The organism is Thermostichus sp. MS-CIW-30, assembly GCF_054058015.1.
In genome coordinates this window covers 1-20,406 of record NZ_JBSRZW010000038.1, presented here as the reverse complement: position 1 = coordinate 20,406, position 20,406 = coordinate 1, and the positions used below count along the sequence as shown (strand labels likewise).

The 20,406-nt window shown below is 57.5% G+C and carries 14 protein-coding genes, 1 tRNA gene, 1 pseudogene and 1 CRISPR repeat array; of the genes and pseudogenes, 10 read left to right on the top strand and 6 right to left on the bottom strand.

All coding sequences use genetic code 11. The annotated features are described in order from the left end of the window. Positions 1-173: 173 nt before the first annotated feature. Positions 174-893, top strand: coding sequence for a photosystem II biogenesis protein Psp29 (psb29, locus tag ACVWXW_RS13195; protein WP_041436186.1), 720 nt, complete (start codon positions 174-176; stop codon positions 891-893). 9 nt (positions 894-902) lie between these two features. Here the strand turns inward: psb29 and ACVWXW_RS13190 are convergent, their stop codons facing one another. Both ACVWXW_RS13190 and ACVWXW_RS13185 read right to left on the bottom strand, forming a co-directional pair. Beyond that, entirely contained in the window at positions 903-1,607 is a 705-nt protein-coding gene (locus ACVWXW_RS13190) for an esterase/lipase family protein (protein WP_457404172.1), read from the bottom strand. Between the two features lie 3 nt (positions 1,608-1,610). Beyond that, positions 1,611-2,135 carry a GNAT family N-acetyltransferase gene (locus ACVWXW_RS13185; RefSeq protein WP_457404170.1) on the bottom strand — a complete coding sequence of 175 codons (525 nt, stop codon included), beginning with the start codon at positions 2,133-2,135 and terminating at the stop codon, positions 1,611-1,613. A gap of 79 nt (positions 2,136-2,214) precedes the next feature. Further along, positions 2,215-3,942: direct repeats of the CRISPR family, unit length 36 nt; unit sequence GTTTCCAATTTCTAGGGATCCCCCCGAAGGGGGAAC. A 355-nt stretch (positions 3,943-4,297) separates the two neighbouring features. On the opposite strand from ACVWXW_RS13185, the gene ACVWXW_RS13180 reads away from it, so the two are divergent. Next, on the top strand, positions 4,298-5,362 hold the full coding sequence (locus tag ACVWXW_RS13180) for a polyamine ABC transporter substrate-binding protein (protein WP_148202683.1): 1,065 nt from the start codon (positions 4,298-4,300) through the stop codon (positions 5,360-5,362). Positions 5,363-5,451: 89 nt separating this feature from the next. Further along, entirely contained in the window at positions 5,452-5,595 is a 144-nt protein-coding gene (locus ACVWXW_RS13175; RefSeq protein WP_041436191.1) for a chlorophyll a/b-binding protein, read from the top strand. A gap of 182 nt (positions 5,596-5,777) precedes the next feature. On the opposite strand, the gene ACVWXW_RS13170 is transcribed toward ACVWXW_RS13175, so the two are convergent. Next, positions 5,778-10,358, bottom strand: a complete 4,581-nt coding sequence (locus tag ACVWXW_RS13170) for a response regulator (RefSeq protein WP_457404168.1) — start codon at positions 10,356-10,358, stop codon at positions 5,778-5,780. Between the two features lie 464 nt (positions 10,359-10,822). Between ACVWXW_RS13170 and ACVWXW_RS13165 the strand changes: the two are divergent. After that, positions 10,823-11,208: pseudogene (locus ACVWXW_RS13165) on the top strand (hypothetical protein). A 134-nt stretch (positions 11,209-11,342) separates the two neighbouring features. Here the strand turns inward: ACVWXW_RS13165 and ACVWXW_RS13160 are convergent. Next, positions 11,343-11,425 (bottom strand) — tRNA-Leu (locus ACVWXW_RS13160). 125 nt (positions 11,426-11,550) lie between these two features. On the opposite strand from ACVWXW_RS13160, the gene tgt reads away from it, so the two are divergent. The 4 genes from tgt to ACVWXW_RS13140 all read left to right on the top strand — a co-directional run bounded on the left by tgt (position 11,551) and on the right by ACVWXW_RS13140 (position 15,035). Continuing rightward, positions 11,551-12,648: a tRNA guanosine(34) transglycosylase Tgt gene (gene tgt / locus ACVWXW_RS13155; protein ID WP_457404166.1), complete on the top strand. Its 1,098-nt coding sequence runs from the start codon at positions 11,551-11,553 to the stop codon at positions 12,646-12,648. A gap of 120 nt (positions 12,649-12,768) precedes the next feature. Next, positions 12,769-13,380 (top strand): hypothetical protein, encoded by a 612-nt coding sequence (locus ACVWXW_RS13150; RefSeq protein WP_457404164.1) that lies wholly within the window; start codon positions 12,769-12,771, stop codon positions 13,378-13,380. An 86-nt stretch (positions 13,381-13,466) separates the two neighbouring features. Next, positions 13,467-14,732 (top strand): hypothetical protein, encoded by a 1,266-nt coding sequence (locus tag ACVWXW_RS13145; protein WP_457404162.1) that lies wholly within the window; start codon positions 13,467-13,469, stop codon positions 14,730-14,732. Positions 14,733-14,738: 6 nt separating this feature from the next. Continuing rightward, on the top strand, positions 14,739-15,035 hold the full coding sequence (locus ACVWXW_RS13140) for a hypothetical protein (protein WP_414413829.1): 297 nt from the start codon (positions 14,739-14,741) through the stop codon (positions 15,033-15,035). Between the two features lie 177 nt (positions 15,036-15,212). Here the strand turns inward: ACVWXW_RS13140 and ACVWXW_RS13135 are convergent, their stop codons facing one another. Next, positions 15,213-15,872, bottom strand: coding sequence for an SDR family oxidoreductase (locus ACVWXW_RS13135; RefSeq protein WP_414351086.1), 660 nt, complete (start codon positions 15,870-15,872; stop codon positions 15,213-15,215). Positions 15,873-16,018: 146 nt separating this feature from the next. Between ACVWXW_RS13135 and pruA the strand changes: the two genes are divergently transcribed. Continuing rightward, positions 16,019-18,973, top strand: a complete 2,955-nt coding sequence (gene pruA / locus ACVWXW_RS13130) for an L-glutamate gamma-semialdehyde dehydrogenase (RefSeq protein ID WP_457404160.1) — start codon at positions 16,019-16,021, stop codon at positions 18,971-18,973. 19 nt (positions 18,974-18,992) lie between these two features. Here pruA and ACVWXW_RS13125 read toward each other — a convergent pair whose 3' ends face one another. After that, on the bottom strand, positions 18,993-20,045 hold the full coding sequence (locus ACVWXW_RS13125) for a CsgG/HfaB family protein (RefSeq protein ID WP_011432168.1): 1,053 nt from the start codon (positions 20,043-20,045) through the stop codon (positions 18,993-18,995). On the opposite strand from ACVWXW_RS13125, the gene ACVWXW_RS13120 reads away from it, so the two are divergent. Beyond that, a partial coding sequence (locus tag ACVWXW_RS13120) for a hypothetical protein (protein ID WP_457404159.1) occupies positions 20,044-20,406 on the top strand: 363 nt, incomplete at its 3' end. The two genes, ACVWXW_RS13125 and ACVWXW_RS13120, sit on opposite strands and share 2 nt — an antisense overlap.

Below are 20,406 nucleotides of genomic sequence, written 5' to 3'. Positions count from 1 at the left end.
GTCGGAAGCAGGAACCCGCCGAGACGACTGCGCAAGGAGCCATCCATGCGCAGCGTGGTAGGAATCTCCAGCCTTCAGGCCGGGGAGGATGTCAACACAGCTTGCCCTCAGGGTCAGCACAGGTGAGAATAAAAAAACAGAGAAGCCATCCTCAAGCTCATTTTTGTCTGCCTGTGAATCCTGTTCGCACCCTCTCCGCCACCAAAGCGGCCTTTTTCAGCGCCTACCCTCGCCCGATCAACGCCGTCTATCGCCGGGTGGTGGAGGAGTTGTTGGTGGAGCTGCACCTGACCACCGTCAACAGCACCTTCGTCTACGATCCGTTTTTTGCCTTGGGGCTGGTCACCCTCTACGACGGGCTGATGGAAGCCTATCACCCCCCTGAGCAGCGAGAAGCCATTTTCAACGCCCTCTGTAAGGCTCTGCACCTCAAGCCGGAGGTGTTGCGCAAGAATGCCCGCGATCTGCTGGAGTTGATGGGAAGCGGGGATCCCCGTCAAAGACTTGATCTCCTCTGTCTCAAGCCAGAGGCGGAAGATGTGGGTGGGTTGAAAGCCATTTTGGAGCGCATGACTCAGCCGCCCTACGCCTACAGCCGGGTCTTAGCTGTTGGCCTTTACACAGCCTATGAAGTTGTGGCCAAGTCCCTTTACGAAGAACCAGAAGAACGCACCCGCCGCTTTTTGGAGAATGTGGTGAGCAAGCTGCCCTTTTCAACAGAGCGGGTGAGAAAAGATCTGGAGCTCTATCGCAGCAGTTTGGATCGCATGAAGCAGGCGCGGGCTGTGGTCGAGGAGATGGTAAAAGCCGCCCGGCGTCAGCAGGAACGCCGCCAATCGGCCGCCTCTTTGCCCGAGACTTCCCTCGGCGACCCAAGCAAGCCTGGCAGCTAAACCCCAGCCCTAAGCCAGATACTGAGCCCAAGTTTCCACCACCTCGGGGGATCCATACCAGCGCCGTCCACCCCGACCGGAATGGTAGCAGTTGGGCAGAGTGAGGTTAACAGCCCCCTGCAGGTGGGCAGCCTCGATGGGGGTAATGCCATCGCCCCACAATTCCCCCTGTCCAGCCGTGAGCCAATAGCTGTTGTAGGCCAGCCAAGCCAGATAATGCTCCTGTCGCCACAGGGATCCCAGACTCAACCTCTGCCCCTGGATGACCCTGCCCGCCACGCACACATATTTGACCTCGGGCCAAAAGGCCCCCGGATAGTGGGTGTTGACAAAGTCCAAATTGCGCTTCGTCCAGCGCTCCCGGCTGGTGTGGGGGGATCCCAGGCTGATCAGCGTAGCGACGTGCTCCCGCCCCTGCCACACCTGTCCCCCATAGGGCACGGATCCCAGGTAGATGCGGGCAATCCAGCCGCCGGCGGAGTGGGCCACCAGGTTAACTCGGTCAACCCCAAACTCAGCGCAGGTCTTTTGGATGGTCTCTCGAAGGGCCCACAGGATGGGAGTGACAGGCCTTCCCCCCAGTGTGGGAAACCAACTGCGCACCTGCAACGGCACCACCCGTGCCGCATAGCCGCGGGCTTCCAGCTCTTGGCGCAGGGGCTCATACTCCGACGCACCCGCCAGATAACCGGGCAAAATCACCACAGGGGCCATACGCTAGCGGGGATACCAGAACATGCCTTTGATCCCCTCAGGGTCGGCGGTGAAGCCCAGCCGTTCGTAAAAGCTGACCACTCCCTGATCGGCAAAAAGGGTGATGTTGCTGATGTCTCGGGCGCGCAGCTCGTGGATCACCTTTTCCATCAGCCGCTTGCCCAGACCCTTGCCCTGGAAATCGGGATGAACCACCACATCCCAAATGGTGGCATTGAAAGCGTGGTCGGACGTTGCCCGGGCAAAGCCGATGAGGCGACGGTAGCTGCCCCGCTGCTGCCACATCGACACCACCAAAAAGCTGTGCTGCAGGGCTTTTCTCACCTTGTGAATGGGGCGACGCGACCATCCCACCGCATCGCAGAGCTCCTCTAGCTCGTACAGATCCAAGTTGGGATCCAAGCTGAAGAGGATTGTCTCCCCTCGTACCACCACCGTTTCCTGGCGACGGTCGGCCCTAGCTGTTTGCGCCGGCTCTTTGGTTGTAGCAGCTCCTGCTGACCCGAACAGGCCCTTCCAAAAACTCATGTGAATCGCTGCCGAGTGAAAGCTCACCCCTACTTTGGGTGAGCGTGTCCTCAGTATAGCCAGGATCGGTGGCGGAATTGTTTCCAATTTCTAGGGATCCCCCCGAAGGGGGAACTTCTAGAGGACGAGACTGTGCTCATCTTCAACAATTTGGGTTTCCAATTTCTAGGGATCCCCCCGAAGGGGGAACGAGAAGGTAAACGCAACTCCAATCAAGTTGGCAAAGGGGTTTCCAATTTCTAGGGATCCCCCCGAAGGGGGAACACGGGGAAGACTCGGGCCACTATGTTAGCCCGTATTGAAGTTTCCAATTTCTAGGGATCCCCCCGAAGGGGGAACCATCGAGTTCTTTGAGCACGAGGTGGTATTCACCTTTAATACTGTTTCCAATTTCTAGGGATCCCCCCGAAGGGGGAACTATAACGCTATTGCACTTTCCATTAAAGACCAGGCTGTTTCCAATTTCTAGGGATCCCCCCGAAGGGGGAACTTTATATTCAATACACTGCCCACCAGCTTCACTAAGGTTTCCAATTTCTAGGGATCCCCCCGAAGGGGGAACATTCGCGAAGCGTACGAATGCTTGAAGGCTCTTGATGTTTCCAATTTCTAGGGATCCCCCCGAAGGGGGAACAAACCGAGTATGGTTACTGTTACACCTTCCGAGACATCGAGTTTCCAATTTCTAGGGATCCCCCCGAAGGGGGAACATGCCCCAGGTTGGGAGGGAGCAGTCAAAGGGATCCAGCAGTTTCCAATTTCTAGGGATCCCCCCGAAGGGGGAACATGAACGAAGAGCAATATCCACACGCTGTCTCTGTTGTTTCCAATTTCTAGGGATCCCCCCGAAGGGGGAACTCCCCACTCATTTGGAGGACATCTGACGGATTCATATAGTTTCCAATTTCTAGGGATCCCCCCGAAGGGGGAACAACGTAATAAATGAAATAACATCTGTACCAACAATTGTTTCCAATTTCTAGGGATCCCCCCGAAGGGGGAACAGCATCATCTGCTCAAGCTTATCAAGCTCGTTAGGGGTTTCCAATTTCTAGGGATCCCCCCGAAGGGGGAACATAAATCTCTGTTTGATATCACTAATAATCCTATAGCGTTTCCAATTTCTAGGGATCCCCCCGAAGGGGGAACACGATTAGTCCAATACTCATTCCCTACATACAATTCATAGTTTCCAATTTCTAGGGATCCCCCCGAAGGGGGAACGCCTTTAGGAGGTTGATATGGAAGCTAAACTGTTCACGTTTCCAATTTCTAGGGATCCCCCCGAAGGGGGAACCCTTAAGAAACGACGTCGCACGCACAGCGCGTAAAGAGTTTCCAATTTCTAGGGATCCCCCCGAAGGGGGAACAACTGGGGTGGCTACCTCAGTACTCCCCAGATGGTTCAAAGGTTTCCAATTTCTAGGGATCCCCCCGAAGGGGGAACCGGGGAGGCTACGAACCCTGGGGCGAGGGCTGGATCGTTTCCAATTTCTAGGGATCCCCCCGAAGGGGGAACTGGAAAACCATGAAACAAATGTGGGACATTACTGTAGTTTCCAATTTCTAGGGATCCCCCCGAAGGGGGAACTGGTTAATCCTAGAGGATCACTGGACCGATCCTGGAGTTTCCAATTTCTAGGGATCCCCCCGAAGGGGGAACCCTTGGCATGCGGGTCATACCGGTACTCAACTACGATGTTTCCAATTTCTAGGGATCCCCCCGAAGGGGGAACTTCCCTGCCAAATCGGAGGTTTCAATGGCCATCTTGTTTCCAATTTCTAGGGATCCCCCCGAAGGGGGAACCCACCCCTATTAAACCCAAGCAGGGCAAGGAATGCAAGACCCATTTGCGAGGGATCCGGAAAAAAGTCGGCAAAAAGAGCTGCGGCGAGGGGGTTTTGGGGCTGGAAAGCCTTGTGGCGCAAGGCATCGAGGGATCCGACGAAAGAATCGGCCTTTGCGGCTTTTGGCGGATCGCTCGCGGAGGCGTTGATACCGTTTGGGTGTTGTCTTGGAAACAAGGGTGAGTACCCGAGCCTCAACCGGAGTTTGCGGGGCTTGGCGATTGCCCAAGGCGTGCCCCCTAGCCGCGGGTGTAGCCGGCTGGGGGATGAAAGCAGATACGATGTTTTCAACTTTTCACAGTCGGAGAAATCTCATGAAAAAGTGGATTGCCTCGGCTACAACCCTACTCTGCTGTGTGCTTGTCCTGGTTCTGTTTTGGCCCCACGTTACCTCTGCCCAGAGGCAGACCCTCAATCTCTACATCTGGTCAGAATACATCGATCCCGACATCCTCACCGCCTTTGAAAAAGCCACCAATAGCCGCGTGCTGGTCAGCGTGTACGAATCCAACGAAGACATGGTGGCCAAACTGCGGGGGGGAGGCACCAGCCAGTACGACATTGTTGTTCCCACCGACTACATTGTGCCCAACATGTTGGAGCTGGGACTGCTGCAGCCTCTCAACAAAGAATTGATCCCCAACCTAAGCAACCTGGGCGAAAAATTTGTCGGCCTGCCCTTTGATCCAGAAAACACCTACACCGCCGCCTATCAGTGGGGCACCACCGGCATTGGCTACCGCAAAGACCGCCTGCCCGAAAACTTTGAACGCTCTTGGGGATTGATTTTCGACCCGCAGCAGCAGTATGGCCCCTTTGTGATGATCGACGAGATGCGCTCCATGATCGGCGCTGCTGCCGTTTACCTGGGCTTCGATATGAACACCACCGTTCGCTCCGAACTGCAGCAGATCCAGCAGCTTTTGATCGACACCAAGCGCCGCAGTGCCGGCCTAATTGGGGGCGTGGGGGGCAAAAACCAACTGGTTTCTGGAACGGCCAATGTAGCCATCGTCTACAGCGGCGATGCCCTGCAAGCTGCCGAAGAAAACCCCAACATCGGCTATTTTGTCCCCCGCGAGGGTGCCCACATTTGGCTGGATGTAATGGCCATTCCCGCCCAGGCCCCCAACCCCGAGCTGGCCAATCGCTTCATCAATTTCATCCTGGATGCTGAAGTCGGCGCTCAACTGAGCAACCACAACCGCTTCGCCACCCCCAACGCTGCAGCTCTGCCCATGATCAACCCAGAAGATCGGCAAAACCCGGCCATCTACCCTGACGAAGAGGCCCTGGCCAAACTCACCTACCTTAAAGTGCTGTCAGGGGAAGAGCTGCGCCTCATCGACGCCCTCTGGACAACCGTGAAAAGCAGCTAGGGATCCCTTGTTAGCTCTCGACATAAAACTTGACACTTTTTAATATCTGAGCCACATTAAAGATGTCACCTGTTGATGGAGCTAGAACCATGGAAAACCAAGAAGCTAAGTTTGGCTTTACCACCTTCGCCGAAAAGTGGAATGGCCGTTTGGCAATGTTGGGCTTTGTGATCGGCGTTGCGACCGAGTTGCTGACCGGCCAAGGGATCCTCTCTCAAATTGGCCTGATGTAATCCCAGTAGACCCAAGACACTGCTGTAGATCTTTGCTGTAGATCTTTACAGGCCTGGCTGCGGCCAGGCTTTTGCATCGCTTCCGAATGCAACAGGCATGAAAATTTCTGCTGCATTGCTTCCTAACTCCCCTCTCTCTGGGAGAGGGGGTGGCCGCGGAAGCGGCGCCGAGCCTTTGGAATCTATCCTTCCAGATCTCGCAAGTACTGGCGGATATGAGCCAAGATGCGTTCTAGGTCTTCTGGGGCCTGGAGAGCGCGTGCCCATTCTAGGTCATGACCACCTTGGGATCCCTGCTGGGCCAGCGCTACCCCCAAGTGCTCCAGCTCGCGGACCACTTGGCAAAAAGCGTTGGCTCCCACGTTGGAGCTGGCTCCTTTGAGGCGGTGGGCGACCCGCCGCATTCCTTCTGCATTGCAACCGGCAATGGCTTGGCGCAGTTGCGGAAGCTGGGTTTCGCAATCTTGGATGAACACCTGCAATAGCTCTCGCTGAAACCCCCGGTCCCCGCCGGAAACCTGATCCAGATAGGCAGAGTCGATGGGATAGGGCAAGGTGGGAGAAGAGGGATCCCGGCTCTCAGCGGGGGAAGCTGGAGAGGCTGCTTCAGAAGCGGCTTGGTTGGAGGATCCCCCTGCAGACTGAGCAATCAGCTGGCTCCAGTGGTTGAGCAACCTTTGCAAATCTTCCTTCAGCACCGGCTTGCTGAGATAGTCGTCCATACCTGCCTGCAGGCAACGCTCCCTATCCTCCTGCATGGCGTTGGCCGTGATGGCAATCACCACTGTGCGGTGGCCGGATCTCCGTTCCTGTTGGCGTAGGCGGCGGGTGGCCTCGTAGCCGTCCATCACCGGCATTTGGCAATCCATGAGAATAAGGTCATATCTGACCTGCTGCAGGAGATCCAATACCTCCTGACCATTGGCCACCACATCGGCCTTGTAGCCCAAACTCTCGAGCTGGCGCAAAGCCACCTTTTGGTTGACGGGGTTATCCTCTGCCAGCAAAATGCGCAGGGACTGCTGGGGTCGGTCGGCCATAGGCGTCGTCTGAGAGAGAGGGGGGCCAATGCCCAAAAGAGAGGTGGAGAGGCCAGAAGATTTCCCCAGGGCCATGGCCAACGCCTCCTGCAGACGGCTTTGTTTTACCGGCTTAACCAAGTAGGCAGCAAAGCCGATTTCGGCAGCGCGGCGGGAGTGCTCCCCCAGTCCCAGGGAGGTCATCATCACCAGTTGCGTCTCGGCCAGTTGCGGATCTGCCTTGATCCAGCGGCCCAAGGTCTCCCCATCCACCTCTGGCATTTGCATATCCAAAACGGCCAGGGGGAAGGGTCTGCCTTCCCGAACGGCTTGGCGCAGTTTGTCCATAGCCTGATAGGCATTTTCGGCCTCTTCCACCACCATTCCCCAAGCCGCGGCCTGACAGCGCAGGATCTTGCGATTGGTGGCGTTGTCGTCCACCACCAACAGTCGCTTGCCCTGCAGATCCACCGGGATGCGAGCAGAAGGCTGGGCAAGCTGCTGGACGTAGGGCTGCCGCTCCAGAGTCAGCTCAACGCTGAAGGTGCTGCCCTGTCCCTCCTGGCTTTGCAACGAGATGGTTCCCCCCATCAGTTCTGTCAGTTGTTTGCAGATGGCCAAGCCCAGTCCCGTGCCCCCGTATTTGCGGGTGGTAGAGGCATCCACCTGGCTAAACGGTTGAAATAGCTTGCTCTGCGCCGCCGCCGGGATCCCGATCCCGGTATCTCTCACCGAGAGCCTGAGGTGGACATGGGTAGCGGTTTCTTGCAGCACCTCCGCTTGGATCACCACCTCCCCCTGGTGGGTGAACTTAATGGCGTTGCTTACCAAATTGTTGAGGATTTGCCGTAGTCGCGAGGCATCTCCCCGCAGGTAGCGCGGCACTTCCGGTGGCATGAGCACCGCCAGCTCCAATCCCTTGGCGTGGGCAGTGGGGGCAAACAGATCCGCCACCTCTTCCAGACACGAGCGGAGATCGAAATCCAGGATCTCCAGCTCCATTTCCCCGGCCTCCAATTTGGAGAAGTCCAGGATGTCGTTGATGAGGGTGAGCAGCGCATCGCCGCTGACGCGGATGGTCTCTACAAAGTCCCGCTGTTCTGCATTGAGGGGGGTCTCCAGCAGCAGGCCCGTCATCCCCAACACCGCGTTCATGGGGGTGCGGATCTCGTGGCTCATGGTGGCCAAGAAGCTGCTCTTGGCCTGGGCAGCTTGCTCTGCCGCTTTGCGGGCTTGTTCTAGCTCGAGGCTGCGCTTTCTCTCCCGCTCCAAAAGGGCTGCCTGGGTGAGGGCAATGCCAATTTGGTTGGCCAACTGCGACAGCAGCTCCATCTCAAAGGGTTGCCACTGACGGGGCCCGGAGCACTGGTGGGCCAGCAACAACCCCCACAACTGCTGCTCCAAAAACAGCGGCACCACCAAGTTGGCCCTGACCTGCATTTTTTGCAGCAGCTCTAGGTAACAAGGCTCCAGTCCTTCACTTTCCACATCGCTAACAACGCGAACGCGGCCCTGGCTGTAGAGCTGGGCGTACTTTTCCTGAAAACAGGGATCCTCGATCACCTCTCCCAGCAAGGAGGGGATCCCTGGCTGAGTTTTCTCGTTGGAGATGATCCCGGAGCCATCCGGCTGGAAGCGGTAGACCAAGACTCGGTCGGCTTTGAGCAGGGCTTGGATTTCTGTTACCGCCGTCTCTAGGATCTCGGCGATATCCAAAGATTCGCGGATCTTCAAGCTGAGATTGGCTAGCAACTGAGCCCGGCGGTTTTGCCGCTCCAATTCCTCTGCCGCTTTCTTCTGCTCGGTAATGTTGCGGAAGATGCCCCGCGTAGCCACCATTACTCCATCTTCAAAGCGGCAGTTGACATTGCCCTCCACCCAAACGGTTTCACCGCTGGCCGTGAGGAAAGCTGTCTCTACTCTCTCTACTTTCTCCCCCGATAGAAGCTTCTGGAAAAGAGCCTGGCAGTGCTCCCGGCAGTCGGGATGGAGAATGTCGAAGAGGGTCATTTGATAAACTTGAGCTTCGTCGTAGCCCAAGGTCTCCTTCCAAGTGCGGTTGACATATAAAAAGTGCCCTTCAGCATCCACGCTCTGGATGAGGTCGCTGGCATTTTCAAAGAGATCCCGGTAGCGCTCTTCACTTTCTTTTAGGGCTAGCTCCGCCAGCCCACGGTCGGTGATGTCGATGCCAGTGCTCATGAGAAACTCTGCCTCACCGTTGGCACCGATTAAGGCGGTATTGGTCCAGTCAATCAGCCGCAGTGCCCCTTGCTTGGTGCGCCAAAAATTCTCATGGCGATTCAAAAAGAGGGAATAGTTGCCCTTGAGCTGTTCAAAAGCTTGCTTCACACCAGGCACATCTTCCGGCGGGATCAAACCCAAATCCCACAGCAGCCGGTTCTTAACTTCTGCCAGCGAGTAGCCAGAAAGCTGCTCGGCAGCGCGGTTGAAGCGCAGGATACGCCCTTCTGGATCCATGACCACCACCAGCGCCCCTGCCGTATCGATAACCGCGTTGGTAAAATCCCGCTCTTGCTTGAGGGATCGCTCTGCCTTTTCCCGCTCAGCACTTTCTCGGCGAATGAGGGAGTAAACAGCAGCCAAGATGCAGTAGGTAAACGTTAGACCCGCTAGCAGGATGGCATTGGTGCCGCTCCAGGCTAGCTGAAACTGATCGCTACTTTGCTGCAGCCGGCGGTGATCTTCCTCTTGTAGCGACGCTACCACGTCGACAATCCGCTGCCTCAATTTTTCCTCTTCCTGACTTTGCAGCGCTTCTTGAACCGCAGATAGCTCCCCTTGCTTCCTCAGCTCAATCAAATCATGGTTGAGTTTCAGCCACGGCGCCAGCAGCAGCTCTAGCCGGCTCAGGTGCTCTTGCTGCACGGGATCCAAGGCCGCAAATTCCTGTAGCCGATCCAGAAGAGCAAACAGCGAATCGGTGCTTGTCTGATAGCTCCGTAAGAAGCTCGCATTGCCTGTAAGGAGATAGCTGCGCTTGTGGACTTCTGCGGCCTCCACTTCTCTTAGCAGCTTCTCTAGAACCTCGTGCTCTTCTAGAAGCTGGGTTACCTCCCTGTTGATCTGGGGCAGACGGGAAGCAGCGCGGTGGGCGGAGTAGGCGATCCCTGCCAAGATCAGGGCAGCCAGGCCAAAACCGGCGGTAACTTTGAGGAGAAAGCGGTTTTTGCGGGCAGGTTTAGTATCCCCCGACTTAGGCAGCAGAGGCGTCTGAGCCAGTTCCCTCAAAGTACGGCGCAGCTCCAGTTGGGCCACCACCTGATGGGCCAGGGCCTTGAGCTGATCCAGTTGCTCCGGGCTGAGCTGCCGGGGTTGGAAATCGACAACGCAGAGGGTGCCCAACGCCTGCCCTTCCGGAGTTACTAAGGGCACGCCGGCGTAGAAGCGGATGTGCGGCTCTTGGGTAACAAAAGGGTTGTCGGCAAAGCGGGGATCCTGAGTGGCATCGGGCACCACCAGCGGCTCTTTAGGCGACAAGATGGCGTGGGCGCAGAAGGCCACATCCCGTGGGGTCTCCTGCACATCGACGCCGAATTTGGCTTTAAGCCACTGGCGGTGTTCGTCGATAAGGCTGACCAGAGCAATGGGCGTGCCGCAGATGTGGGCAGCCAGCCGCACGAGTTCGTCAAAGCTGTTCTCAGGAGCGGTGTCCAAAATCTGATACTGCCGCAGGGCAGCCAGCCGCTGCTCTTCGTTGGGAGGGAGGGGGGCCTTAGGCATAGGTCAAACTAAGCGGAGAGAAAGGGATCCCGATCCACCGATCTCGGAGGTCGATAGTCTCAAGGTAAAAGAGGTAACCCCAGCATAACTTCCAAGCCTCTCCACCGGAAGCTACAGGGATCCGATCCCCAAGCTTGCTTCCTGTTGGATTAGTTTGCTACATTTTCGCCATGCTGGTGTCAGCTACTCTGGCTTCTGCAGGCGAGCCAAAATAAGGGTCTGAGCCGTGGCCCGTCCAGAGCCGCCGCGGGCAGAAGGGAAAAAGACTTACCGGATCCCAGTTTCAGTATTTATACTGATGTCAAAGATGAGAAAGCTCAATAAGCTTCCTCTAATGCATTTGGTTTCACTTACCCTATAAATAATCAAATCCTAACATTTTTAAGCAAGCTTCGAGTTGAAATTTCTCAACGGAAGACTTACTATAGAGCGACGAGCTTTGTAAAGGGGGAATACTCTCAGTCATGCAAAAACTCCAAGACAGTTTGGTAAAAGCTCTGAGCATCGATGGAGCACTGGGGGTAGCGCTGGGGGACTGGAAAACTGGGATGTGCTTGGGATATAAGGGCACCAACAGCCCCGCTTTCCCAGAAGCTAACTTGGAGCTGGCAATCGCCGGAAACCCGGAAACACAGAAGTGATTCGCGCTAAGATGCGAGTCGCGGAGTCACTTAAGTTCACCGACAGAATTGAAGAGATTTTAATCATCCTGGAAACTCAGTACCATCTAATGTATATGCTTAAAAGCATAAGCGGCCTATTTTTCTACCTAGCCTTAGACCGAGAAAAAGGGAACTTAGCTCTTGCCCGCATTAAACTCAGTCAAATTGAGAGCGAATTGACCCTCTAAGGGCAACTTGAAAGAGATGAAGCATCACGGCGAGCAGGGAGTCTAATTTGGCCGTGGAGCTACACCCCCAATACTTATCCTTGGCCGACAGGGCATGTCGGCATAGCTTAACCTGAGTGTTGAAGGAAAGAGAGTGCGGAACCGGGGACTTGAACCCCGAAGGCATTGCTGCCACTAGAACCTGAATCTAGCGCGTCTACCATTCCGCCAGTTCCGCGGCGATCTACAAGTGTGCCCAAAGCAGGGGATCCCTGTCAAGGCTGGCAAAAGGGATCCCTTGCCGGCGGCTCTATCTGTGCTAAGCTCTGCTGCGCACCAGATGAAAGCTGATCAACGCTGACCTTGGCCGACTTTACCTTTACTTGTGAGGGCACTTGCCCCCACACTCAAGCGCGGGCGGGATACTTCGTCACCCCCCACGGTGGGATCCCAACCCCTTGCTTTATGCCGGTGGGAACTTTGGCCAACGTGAAAACCCTCACCCCGGCCCAGCTCAAGGAGACAGGTGCCCACATCATCCTCAGCAACACCTATCATCTCCACCTGCAACCTGGCGAAAGCATCATTCAAGCGGCAGGGGGGCTACACTGCTTTATGGGCTGGTCGGGCCCCATCCTTACCGACTCAGGGGGCTTCCAGGTCTTCAGCCTCAGCGCCATTCGCCAAATCAACGAGGAGGGAGTGACGTTCCGCTCTCCTCTCGATGGCCGCATCATTCACTTCACCCCAGAGCTATCCATCCAGATTCAAAATGCCTTGGGTGCCGATGTGATCATGGCCTTCGACGAGTGCCCGCCCTACCCTGCCAGCCCTGAGGAAGTGGAAGCAGCGGTGCGGCGAACCACCCAGTGGCTGAAACGGTGCGTGAAAGCCCATCGCCGCTCAGATCAGGCTTTGTTTGGCATTGTGCAGGGGGGAGTTTACCCTGAGCTGCGCCGGCGGGCGGTGGAAGAGGTCTGTCGGTTGGATCTGCCGGGCTATGCCATTGGCGGGGTGAGTGTGGGGGAGCCGGTCGAGTTTATGCACGCCGTTGTGCGGCAAACAGCCCCTCTACTGCCGGCAGATCGCCCCCGTTATCTCATGGGGGTGGGCACCTATGCAGAGATGCGGGCCGCCGTGGCCGCCGGAGTGGATTTGTTTGACTGCGTGATCCCCACCCGCTATGCCCGCCATGGCACGGTGATCAGCCGGGGCAAACGCTGGAACATCAAAAATGCCGAGCACCGCCGCAGCCTGGATCCCATCGATCCCGATTGCCCCTGCTACACCTGCCGCCACTTTAGCCGCGCCTACTTGTGCCACCTCATCCGCGCCCAGGAGATCCTGGGCTATACCCTGCTTTCTATCCACAACATCACGGAGCTGATGCGCTACACCCAAAAGATGCGCCAGGCCATCTTGGAAGGCAAGTTTCACGAGAACTGGGATCCCTGGAGCTAAGCCGGCCGGGAGATTTGTCTGGAAGCATCTGATCCATTTTGGTAGAATAAGTACATGGGATAGTACGTGCATGTACGTGCATTTAAGCTATCCCATGTAGCCGCAGGAAGGAGTCAGATCATGGCTATCCGAACCCTCAGCAGCGTGATTGAACAGCACATCGCCGGCCTTCCGGGCTTGATTGCTGTTTTGATAGGGCGGGCCACTGATGGTACCACAGTAGCCAAAGTAACCTACGTCAGCGATTCCCAAGAGGAGCAAGCCCTAGAACGTTTGGGCACCTACGCCGGCGACCTAGTCCAGGCCAACAGTCGTCTATGCCAGCTTGTCAGCTCTGACCAAGAGGCGGACTACCTTTTGGCCGGCACTTCGGCGTTGCGGGTTGTCATCAAAGCGTTTCCCAAAAGCCCCTACTTTGTGTTACTCCTGACCCGTTCCATCACCGACCTCAGAGCCATTTCAGAGCGCATCAAAGCCATTCTGATTGACGGAAAGCCGCTACTGCCCCCTGTGCAGGACAGCACTATGTCTGTGGCTCAGGCTTTGATGGACTATGCCAAGCGCTACGCTCCGGATCCCAACTTTGTGGCTCTGCGCCTGTCTTTGAAAACGGGCCTAGACCGCAACCGTCTCGAAAAGGGCGCCCTGAGCCGTCAGGAGCTGCGCATTCTCTACAAAGCAGTGGCAGATCTCTTGGGCCGAGAGCGCCTGCCTATTGCCATGCCGGTCTGAGTAGTCGAGAATAGCTGGCGAGGTTTGTCTGAGGGCAGTTGCTGCGCTTGTGGGATCCCCTATTGTTTATCTGAGTTCACTTGCCTATGCTTGAGCATCTACATCTCGACCGCGACCGTAAGCTCATCTCCCTGTTTGGAGAGCCGGTTATCTTCCACTGCCATCACTACAACCTCTTCCTGCAGCAGACTATTGAAGATCCCGACTGGATCGATGGAGTGGGAATTCTGCGCACCGCAGCCCAGGAGATCTTTTACAGTCTTCTGTACGGAGCTTTCAAGGCTCTTGGCATTCAGGAGACCCAAGAGCGCCTGGCAGTAGCAGCTCAGATCTTCAGTTTTTTAGGATTTGGGCGGCTGGCGTTTGAGGTGACACCTTCAGGCGGGGAAGTGCAGCTTACCCATTCTCACTATGCAGAAGGTTGGCTGAGCAAGTACGGGGATCAGGTCAACCGCACACGTCCCATTGACCACTTGGCGGTGGGCTATGTGGCGGCAGCTCTGGATGCCACGTTTGGCGAGCTGGGAAGCTACGGGGCAGAAGAAACGGAGTGTATGGCCGTTACGCGCAAGGATCACTGCGTGATCCAGGCCACTCGGCTGCCGCGGCCCCAGTTGTTGACTCCCAGTCCAGGGATGGGCAAGTTGATCGAGCAGCCGCTCCAGTTCCCCCGGCCCACAACAGCAGTGGACTACGATGCGGTCAACGAAGCTCTGTGGGGCTTGCCTTTGGCCGGAGATGAGCGGGGGCAAATTCGCGCGTTTAACGTGTTGCTAACGCGCATGCCTGCCAACTACTGCAACCGCATTCAATATCGCTTTTTACAGGAGCTGAAGGCGGTGCGGGCTGAGCTGATGGGGGTGGGGGAAGCTCTCATCCGCGAGTCGGGGCATGTTTGTGTCTTCTACACCTTCGGCAACATCATGGAATCGGTGGAGTGGGAAACCCTGGTGGGGCCGATGCTGGAGAAGGACACGGACTGGATCCACGGCGGCTATGCGGTGGCCAGCAGTCTGGGGTGGGGTCGCTGGCAGGCTTTGGAGGTGGTGAGCGGCGAGTCTTGCCGGGTGGCCATTGACGGCAACTACGAAGCCAACTACTTTTTGGCTTCCTACCCACGGGCAGAGGATCCCGCCTGCTACTTTGCCCAAGGGGCGGTGCCGGCGATAATGAATCTGGTCTACAACGGCAACATCCAGCAGAAGCCGGTTTTGGATCAAGTCTTCTACAACCGCCTCTTCCAGCGGGGTGGGCTCTTCCACGGCAAGGAGACCAAAGCCAGAGAGCAAGGGGATCCCTGGTGCGAGTTTTACGCCGCTCGCGTCAGCGGGACGGAGTCCTTGCGGATGTAGGGATCCATGCAGGTGCGTGTCCTCAGGCGGCGGGAGTGTGGGGCTGGGTGGGCCACCGACCTGCTGCTGCCACGTTGCCTTGTCTGGTCAGAGGTAGAGGCTCTGGCCCAGGAATGGGGGGCTGCCTGTCGCTGTTTTCAAGGGCAACTGGTGTGGCTGGATCTGCCCTCAGGCCGGATTACGGCTTCACTGCGGGTGCCCCGCCTGACGTTGCGACTCCACGATGCCAACGCTGAGGCGCAGATCTTAAATCGTTTGCAGCAGTTGGCCAAGTCTTCTGGTTCCCAGACAGAGGGAAGTTAAGGGCAAAACGAGAAGTTTAGCTTGGCACCGACATTTTGCGGCAGACTATCGACCAATGCAGGATCGACTTTCCAGGAGTGCCATGCGCCCACCAAGTTCGAGCCTGCTGAGGAACTGGGAGCCGCGTTCATACTCGCTCATAGTCATAATGTATGCAGCATGCATGCAGCTCGGTACCTACCTTGCCATAGCAAAGAGAGCGCTCCATTCTTGGTTGGGCACACCCGGCTTGGCGATGATCTCAAGGATGCGATTTTGGGCAGCGGGCTGGAATAAACTTTCGACGGCTACTTGGGCTACTTTCGTGCGGGGGATGCTGCCGTCAAAGAGGGTATCCGCCTTGGATAGGACAATGCCATCGTCGTTGTCTTGGTTTTTTAGGCCCCCCGGTCGAACGATGGTGTAGGTGAGGCCGCTTTTTTGCAGGTATTCTTCTGCGCGTTTTTTCCACACCAGGATCAGCCAAAACAAGTTGAGGGGATGGAACAGCTGGGAAACACACAGGGAAGAGATTAAAACAAAGTGTTGGATCCCTTTGGCTTTGGCCACATCGACCAGGTTCTTGGTGCCTTCATAGTCGACTCGGTAGGGCTGAAAGGGATCCCAACTGGGCCTGGCCCCGGTGGCACAGAGCACCACCGTGCATCCTTCCATGCCCGTCTCCAGCGTGGCCGGATCCAGCACATCCCCCACCACCACTTCCGCTTCGGGGGGCAAAACCCGAGCGGCCAGCTCATGGCTGCGCACCAGCGCCCGTACCGGGATGTCGCGGCCCACCAACTCTTTGACAATGCGGCGTCCGGTTTCTCCTGTAGCCCCTGCAACAAAAGCCTGCATAAGTTTCTCCTGCAAAGCTGTTTATACCCGGTGTAGCTGTTTGAGGATTTGCAGTGGCCCCATCTGCCATTATCTTCCCAAAATCGGCCTCAGGTTCCATCCTTTCCATGACAGGATGGTAGGGATCCCGCCCCCCGGTGCATCAGATGGTTGCCCAAGCTGCTCCTACTGCCTACGAGGCCCAAACCCAAGCTCTTGCCCAATCTCTGTTCGCCTCTCTTTCGGGAGAGAAGCGATCCCTGCTGGCCCAGTGGCGGGATCAACTGCGCTGGGAGGACAAGCTGCTGGCCTGGGCGATGGAAAACCCCCACTTGCGCACCCAGTTGTTCCGCTTGATCGATGTCTTGCCCAGCTTGAAAAGTAAGGCTGAGGTGGCCCGCCATTTGCAGGAGTATCTTTCAGATCCGGCGGTGGAATTGCCGGGAATGCTGAAAAGCCTGCTCAACTTTGCAGACCCCGACTCCCTGCCAGGACAATTGGCTGCCAGCACTCTCACCGCTGCTGTGGAAGTCTTGGCCCGTCGCTACATTGCCGGAGAAACTCTACAGCAAGTCAGCAAAACTCTGGAAGCTTTGCACCGGCAGGGTATGGCTTTCACCCTGGATTTGCTGGGGGAAGCCGTCATCACCGAAGCGGAAGCCCAATCCTACCTGGATCGCTATCTGCAGGTGATGGAGCATTTGGCAAAGATGGTCAAAACCTGGCCACAACCGCAGCCGGTGCCGCAAGTGTCGGTAAAGCTGACAGCCTTCTATTCCCAGTTCGATCCCATCGATCCCCTGGGGGCCAAAACCAGAGTGGGGGAACGGATTCGCATCCTGTTGCGCCGGGCAGAAGCTCTGGGAGTCGGGATCCATTTCGACATGGAGCAGTACCGCTACAAATCCCTCACCCTGGCCATTTTGCAGGAGCTGCTGCTGGAGCCGGAGTTCAAAAGCCGCACCGACGTTGGCCTGACGCTGCAAGCCTACCTGCGGGATAGCTACACCGATCTGCAAAACCTGATCGCCTGGGCCAAAGAGCGGGGATCCCCGGTGACGGTGCGCTTGGTCAAGGGGGCCTACTGGGATCAAGAGACCATCCTGGCGGCGCAAAAGCACTGGCCGCAGCCGGTTTACAACAGCAAGTCTGCTACCGACGCCAACTTCGAGCGCATGACCCAGCTTTTGTTGGAGCACCACACCCATCTCCACGCTGCCATCGCCAGCCACAATGTGCGCTCTCAGGCCAAAGCCATCGCCATTGCCCAAGCCCTGGAGGTGCCCCAGTCTGCTTTTGAACTGCAGGTGCTCTATGGCATGGCCGATCCCCTGGCCAAGGCCCTGGTGCAGAAGGGACAGCGGGTGCGGGTGTACTGCCCCTACGGGGAGCTGCTGCCGGGCATGGCCTACCTGATCCGGCGCTTGCTGGAAAACACCGCCAACACCTCTTTTCTGCGGCAAAGCGTTCAGGGCTACAACCCCGAGCAGCTGTTGGCCCCACCGGTCTTGGAGGAGGGATCCGTTTTTCCAGCTCCTTCCCTCTCGTTTGCCGCCGCTCCCGATACGGATTTCAGCCAGCCCCAGCAGCGGGATCCCTTTTTTCAGGCATTGGACGAGATCCGGCCTCAACTGGGTCAGAGGGTTCAGCCCTGGATTGCCGGAGAATATCGCCCCACCCAACAAGCCATGCTCTCCCTCAACCCTGCGGATCCCCAACAGGTGGTAGCGGAAATTGGGTTGACCGAGCCGGAACAGGTGGAGCAAGCCTTGGCAGCGGCCCAAGCCAGCTTCCCCAGCTGGAGGCGCACCCCTGTGGCTGTGAGGGCGGGGATCCTGCGGCGGGTGGCGGAGCAAATCGAAGCCCAGCGGGCGGAGCTGGCTGCCTGGATGGTGCTGGAGGTGGGCAAGCCCATTGCCCAGGCCGATGGGGAAATTTCTGAGGCCATCGATTTTTGCCGCTACTACGCCCAGCAGATGGAGGCCCTGGATCGGGGACGGGAGTGCAACCTGCCCGGCGAAACCAACCATTACCACTACCAGCCCCGCGGTGTGGCGGTGGTGATCGCCCCCTGGAACTTCCCCCTCTCCATCCCCTGTGGCATGACAGCGGCGGCTTTGGTGGCCGGAAACTGCGTGCTCCTCAAGCCGGCGGAGCAATCTTCGCTGATCGCCGCCAAACTGGCGGAGTTTATCCTCAAGGCCCTTGCCGAAGCTGGGATCCCGGAGGGTGTCTTTCAATTCCTGCCGGGGGTGGGCGAAGCCATCGGCCCCCTGTTGGTTCAAGACCGGCGGGTGCACCTGATTGCCTTCACCGGATCCCAGGCGGTGGGTTGCCAGATCCTCGCCCAAGCCGCGCAACTGCAGCCGGGCCAGCACCACATCAAACGGGTCATTGCCGAGATGGGGGGCAAAAACGCCATCCTCATCGACGAAAGCGCCGACCTGGATCAGGCGGTCAAAGGAGTGGTCAACTCCGCCTTTGGCTACAGTGGCCAGAAATGCTCCGCCTGCTCGCGGGCGATCGTTTTGCAGTCCATTCACGACCTGTTCTTGGGGCGGCTCATCGAGGCGGTGCGCTCTTTAAATGTGGGGGATCCAGCCCACCCCAGCACCCAAGTTGGCCCGGTCATCGATGCAGAGGCCCAAGCTCGCCTGCAACAGGCCATTCAATCGGCTAAGGCTGATGCCCGCCTCGACCTCAGCCTGCCCGTGCCGGAAAAAGGCTACTTCGTCGGCCCCACTGTGTTCAGCCAGGTGGATCCCCAGTCAGAGCTGGCGCAGCGGGAGCTGTTTGGCCCGGTTTTGGCGGTGATCTCAGCGCCGGACTTTTCTTCTGCTCTGCAGATGGCCAATGCCACCCCCTACGCTCTCACCGGCGGCCTCTACAGCCGCACCCCTTCTCACATTCAACAGGCTCGCCAGGACTTTGCCGTCGGCAACCTCTACATCAACCGCGAGATCACCGGGGCGTTGGTGGAGCGGCATCCCTTCGGCGGCTTCAAGCTCTCCGGCGTGGGATCCAAAGCCGGCGGCCCCGACTACCTGCTGCAATTTTTAGAGCCGCGCACCGTAACCGAAAACACGCAACGGCAGGGCTTTGCTCCCATCGAGGGATCCTGAGGATAGGGCTTGGGAAAGCTCATTGGACAGGCTTGGCCACATCCCCAACCTTGAAGCCTGCCCCGCTGAGAATGCGTCCCACACTGGAGCTGTCATCCACCTCCGTCAGTTGGACCTGTCCGGCTGGCTCAGTCAATTTGCGCAAGACTGTCCCCGTGGCCGGATCCTTCACCTCGCGGACGACGCGCTCCACAGAAAGAATCAATCCCACCCGATAGCCATCGCGGCTGCCCTTGTTCAGGATCACCTGGTTGCCGTAGACATCCGCCACCAAGGCGTCAACCGTTGGCAGAGAGCGAGGCTGAGCTGCCAAGCGCCCGGCAAAACCGGCCAACTGCTGGGCAATTTGCTCCACCGCTTGTTGGCTTGCCAATACCAACAGCTTCTCTTCGTTGCTGGTGGCGGATCCCCCGCCAAAGCCGGCAACCGTGACCGTGCTATCCGACTGGCTGGCGTTGCCTTTGCCCTCAACCACGGCCAAGATCTCGGCAGTACTGGTGCTCACCAAGCGGGCATTCAGCTGCACGTTGGCATCGGCATCCACTGACTCAGCGCCCACCGCCAGCGGGAAGCTGCCGAAGGGAGTTAAGACCGGTGCCCCACCCCCAGAACGGCGCACAGACACATCAAACTGGGTCACACTGCCGAGGATCACCGCATCGACCCCTAGGATCCGGCCTACCTGAGCAGCGGTGTTGGCATCCAGTCGACCGGATAGACCCAGGTTCTGCTCGGCCAAGATCGCGTCCAGCCGCGAGCGCTCGATGACGGAAAAGGTGCCATCTCTCACCAGCCGATCCACCAACAGGTCGCTCACCCCCCGAGAAGCCTCGCGGAAGCTGTAGGGATTGCTGAGGCTGCTGAAATCAAAGTCCAAGACTGCAATCCGAGGACGGGATGTGGGTTGCGGCGCTTGTCCCACCTGTCTGGGGGCAGAGAGGGTGCAGCGAATGTCTTGGGGAAATTGCTGGCAGAGGGCTGGATTGGCGGATTGGGCCACCACCGGGATCCCTGTCCAGCCTAGGCTTACCAAAGGGATCCCGAACAGCAAAACGGAAGAGAGGTTGCGCATGGTTAAACGATCTCCTAGATCTGGGAAGTGGCCACAGTTACTCTCAGCTTGCACCCAAAAGAGCTTCAGGGCGGTGACCGGTATCACCTGGCAGCTAAGGGCTAAGGATCCTGACGTCGCCTGTTCCCAGAAGATGCCCTACACTCTACCGACTACAAGGTTGTTGAAAAAAGGGATTGAGAAGGTTTGTATAGAAGAGTTGACAAATCTCAACCCTGTTGAGCAAAGGTACTCGCTCTCTGCAATTGACATCCTCCCCGGCCTGAAGGCCGGAGATTCCTACCACGCTACGCATGGATGGCTCCTTGCGCAGTCGTCTCGGCGGGTTCCTGCTTCCGACCGCCCGTGCAGTTCGATCCAC

Coding starts and splice junctions, on each gene's coding strand:
- ACVWXW_RS13190 (WP_457404172.1), bottom strand. CDS start 1,607: ATGGCCCCTGTGGTGATTTTGCCCGGTTATCTGGCGGGTGCGTCGGAG.
- ACVWXW_RS13185 (WP_457404170.1), bottom strand. CDS start 2,135: ATGAGTTTTTGGAAGGGCCTGTTCGGGTCAGCAGGAGCTGCTACAACC.
- ACVWXW_RS13180 (WP_148202683.1), top strand. CDS start 4,298: ATGAAAAAGTGGATTGCCTCGGCTACAACCCTACTCTGCTGTGTGCTT.
- ACVWXW_RS13175 (WP_041436191.1), top strand. CDS start 5,452: ATGGAAAACCAAGAAGCTAAGTTTGGCTTTACCACCTTCGCCGAAAAG.
- ACVWXW_RS13170 (WP_457404168.1), bottom strand. CDS start 10,358: ATGCCTAAGGCCCCCCTCCCTCCCAACGAAGAGCAGCGGCTGGCTGCC.
- ACVWXW_RS13150 (WP_457404164.1), top strand. CDS start 12,769: ATGGCTATCCGAACCCTCAGCAGCGTGATTGAACAGCACATCGCCGGC.
- ACVWXW_RS13145 (WP_457404162.1), top strand. CDS start 13,467: ATGCTTGAGCATCTACATCTCGACCGCGACCGTAAGCTCATCTCCCTG.
- ACVWXW_RS13140 (WP_414413829.1), top strand. CDS start 14,739: ATGCAGGTGCGTGTCCTCAGGCGGCGGGAGTGTGGGGCTGGGTGGGCC.
- ACVWXW_RS13135 (WP_414351086.1), bottom strand. CDS start 15,872: ATGCAGGCTTTTGTTGCAGGGGCTACAGGAGAAACCGGACGCCGCATT.
- pruA (WP_457404160.1), top strand. CDS start 16,019: ATGGTTGCCCAAGCTGCTCCTACTGCCTACGAGGCCCAAACCCAAGCT.
- ACVWXW_RS13125 (WP_011432168.1), bottom strand. CDS start 20,045: ATGCGCAACCTCTCTTCCGTTTTGCTGTTCGGGATCCCTTTGGTAAGC.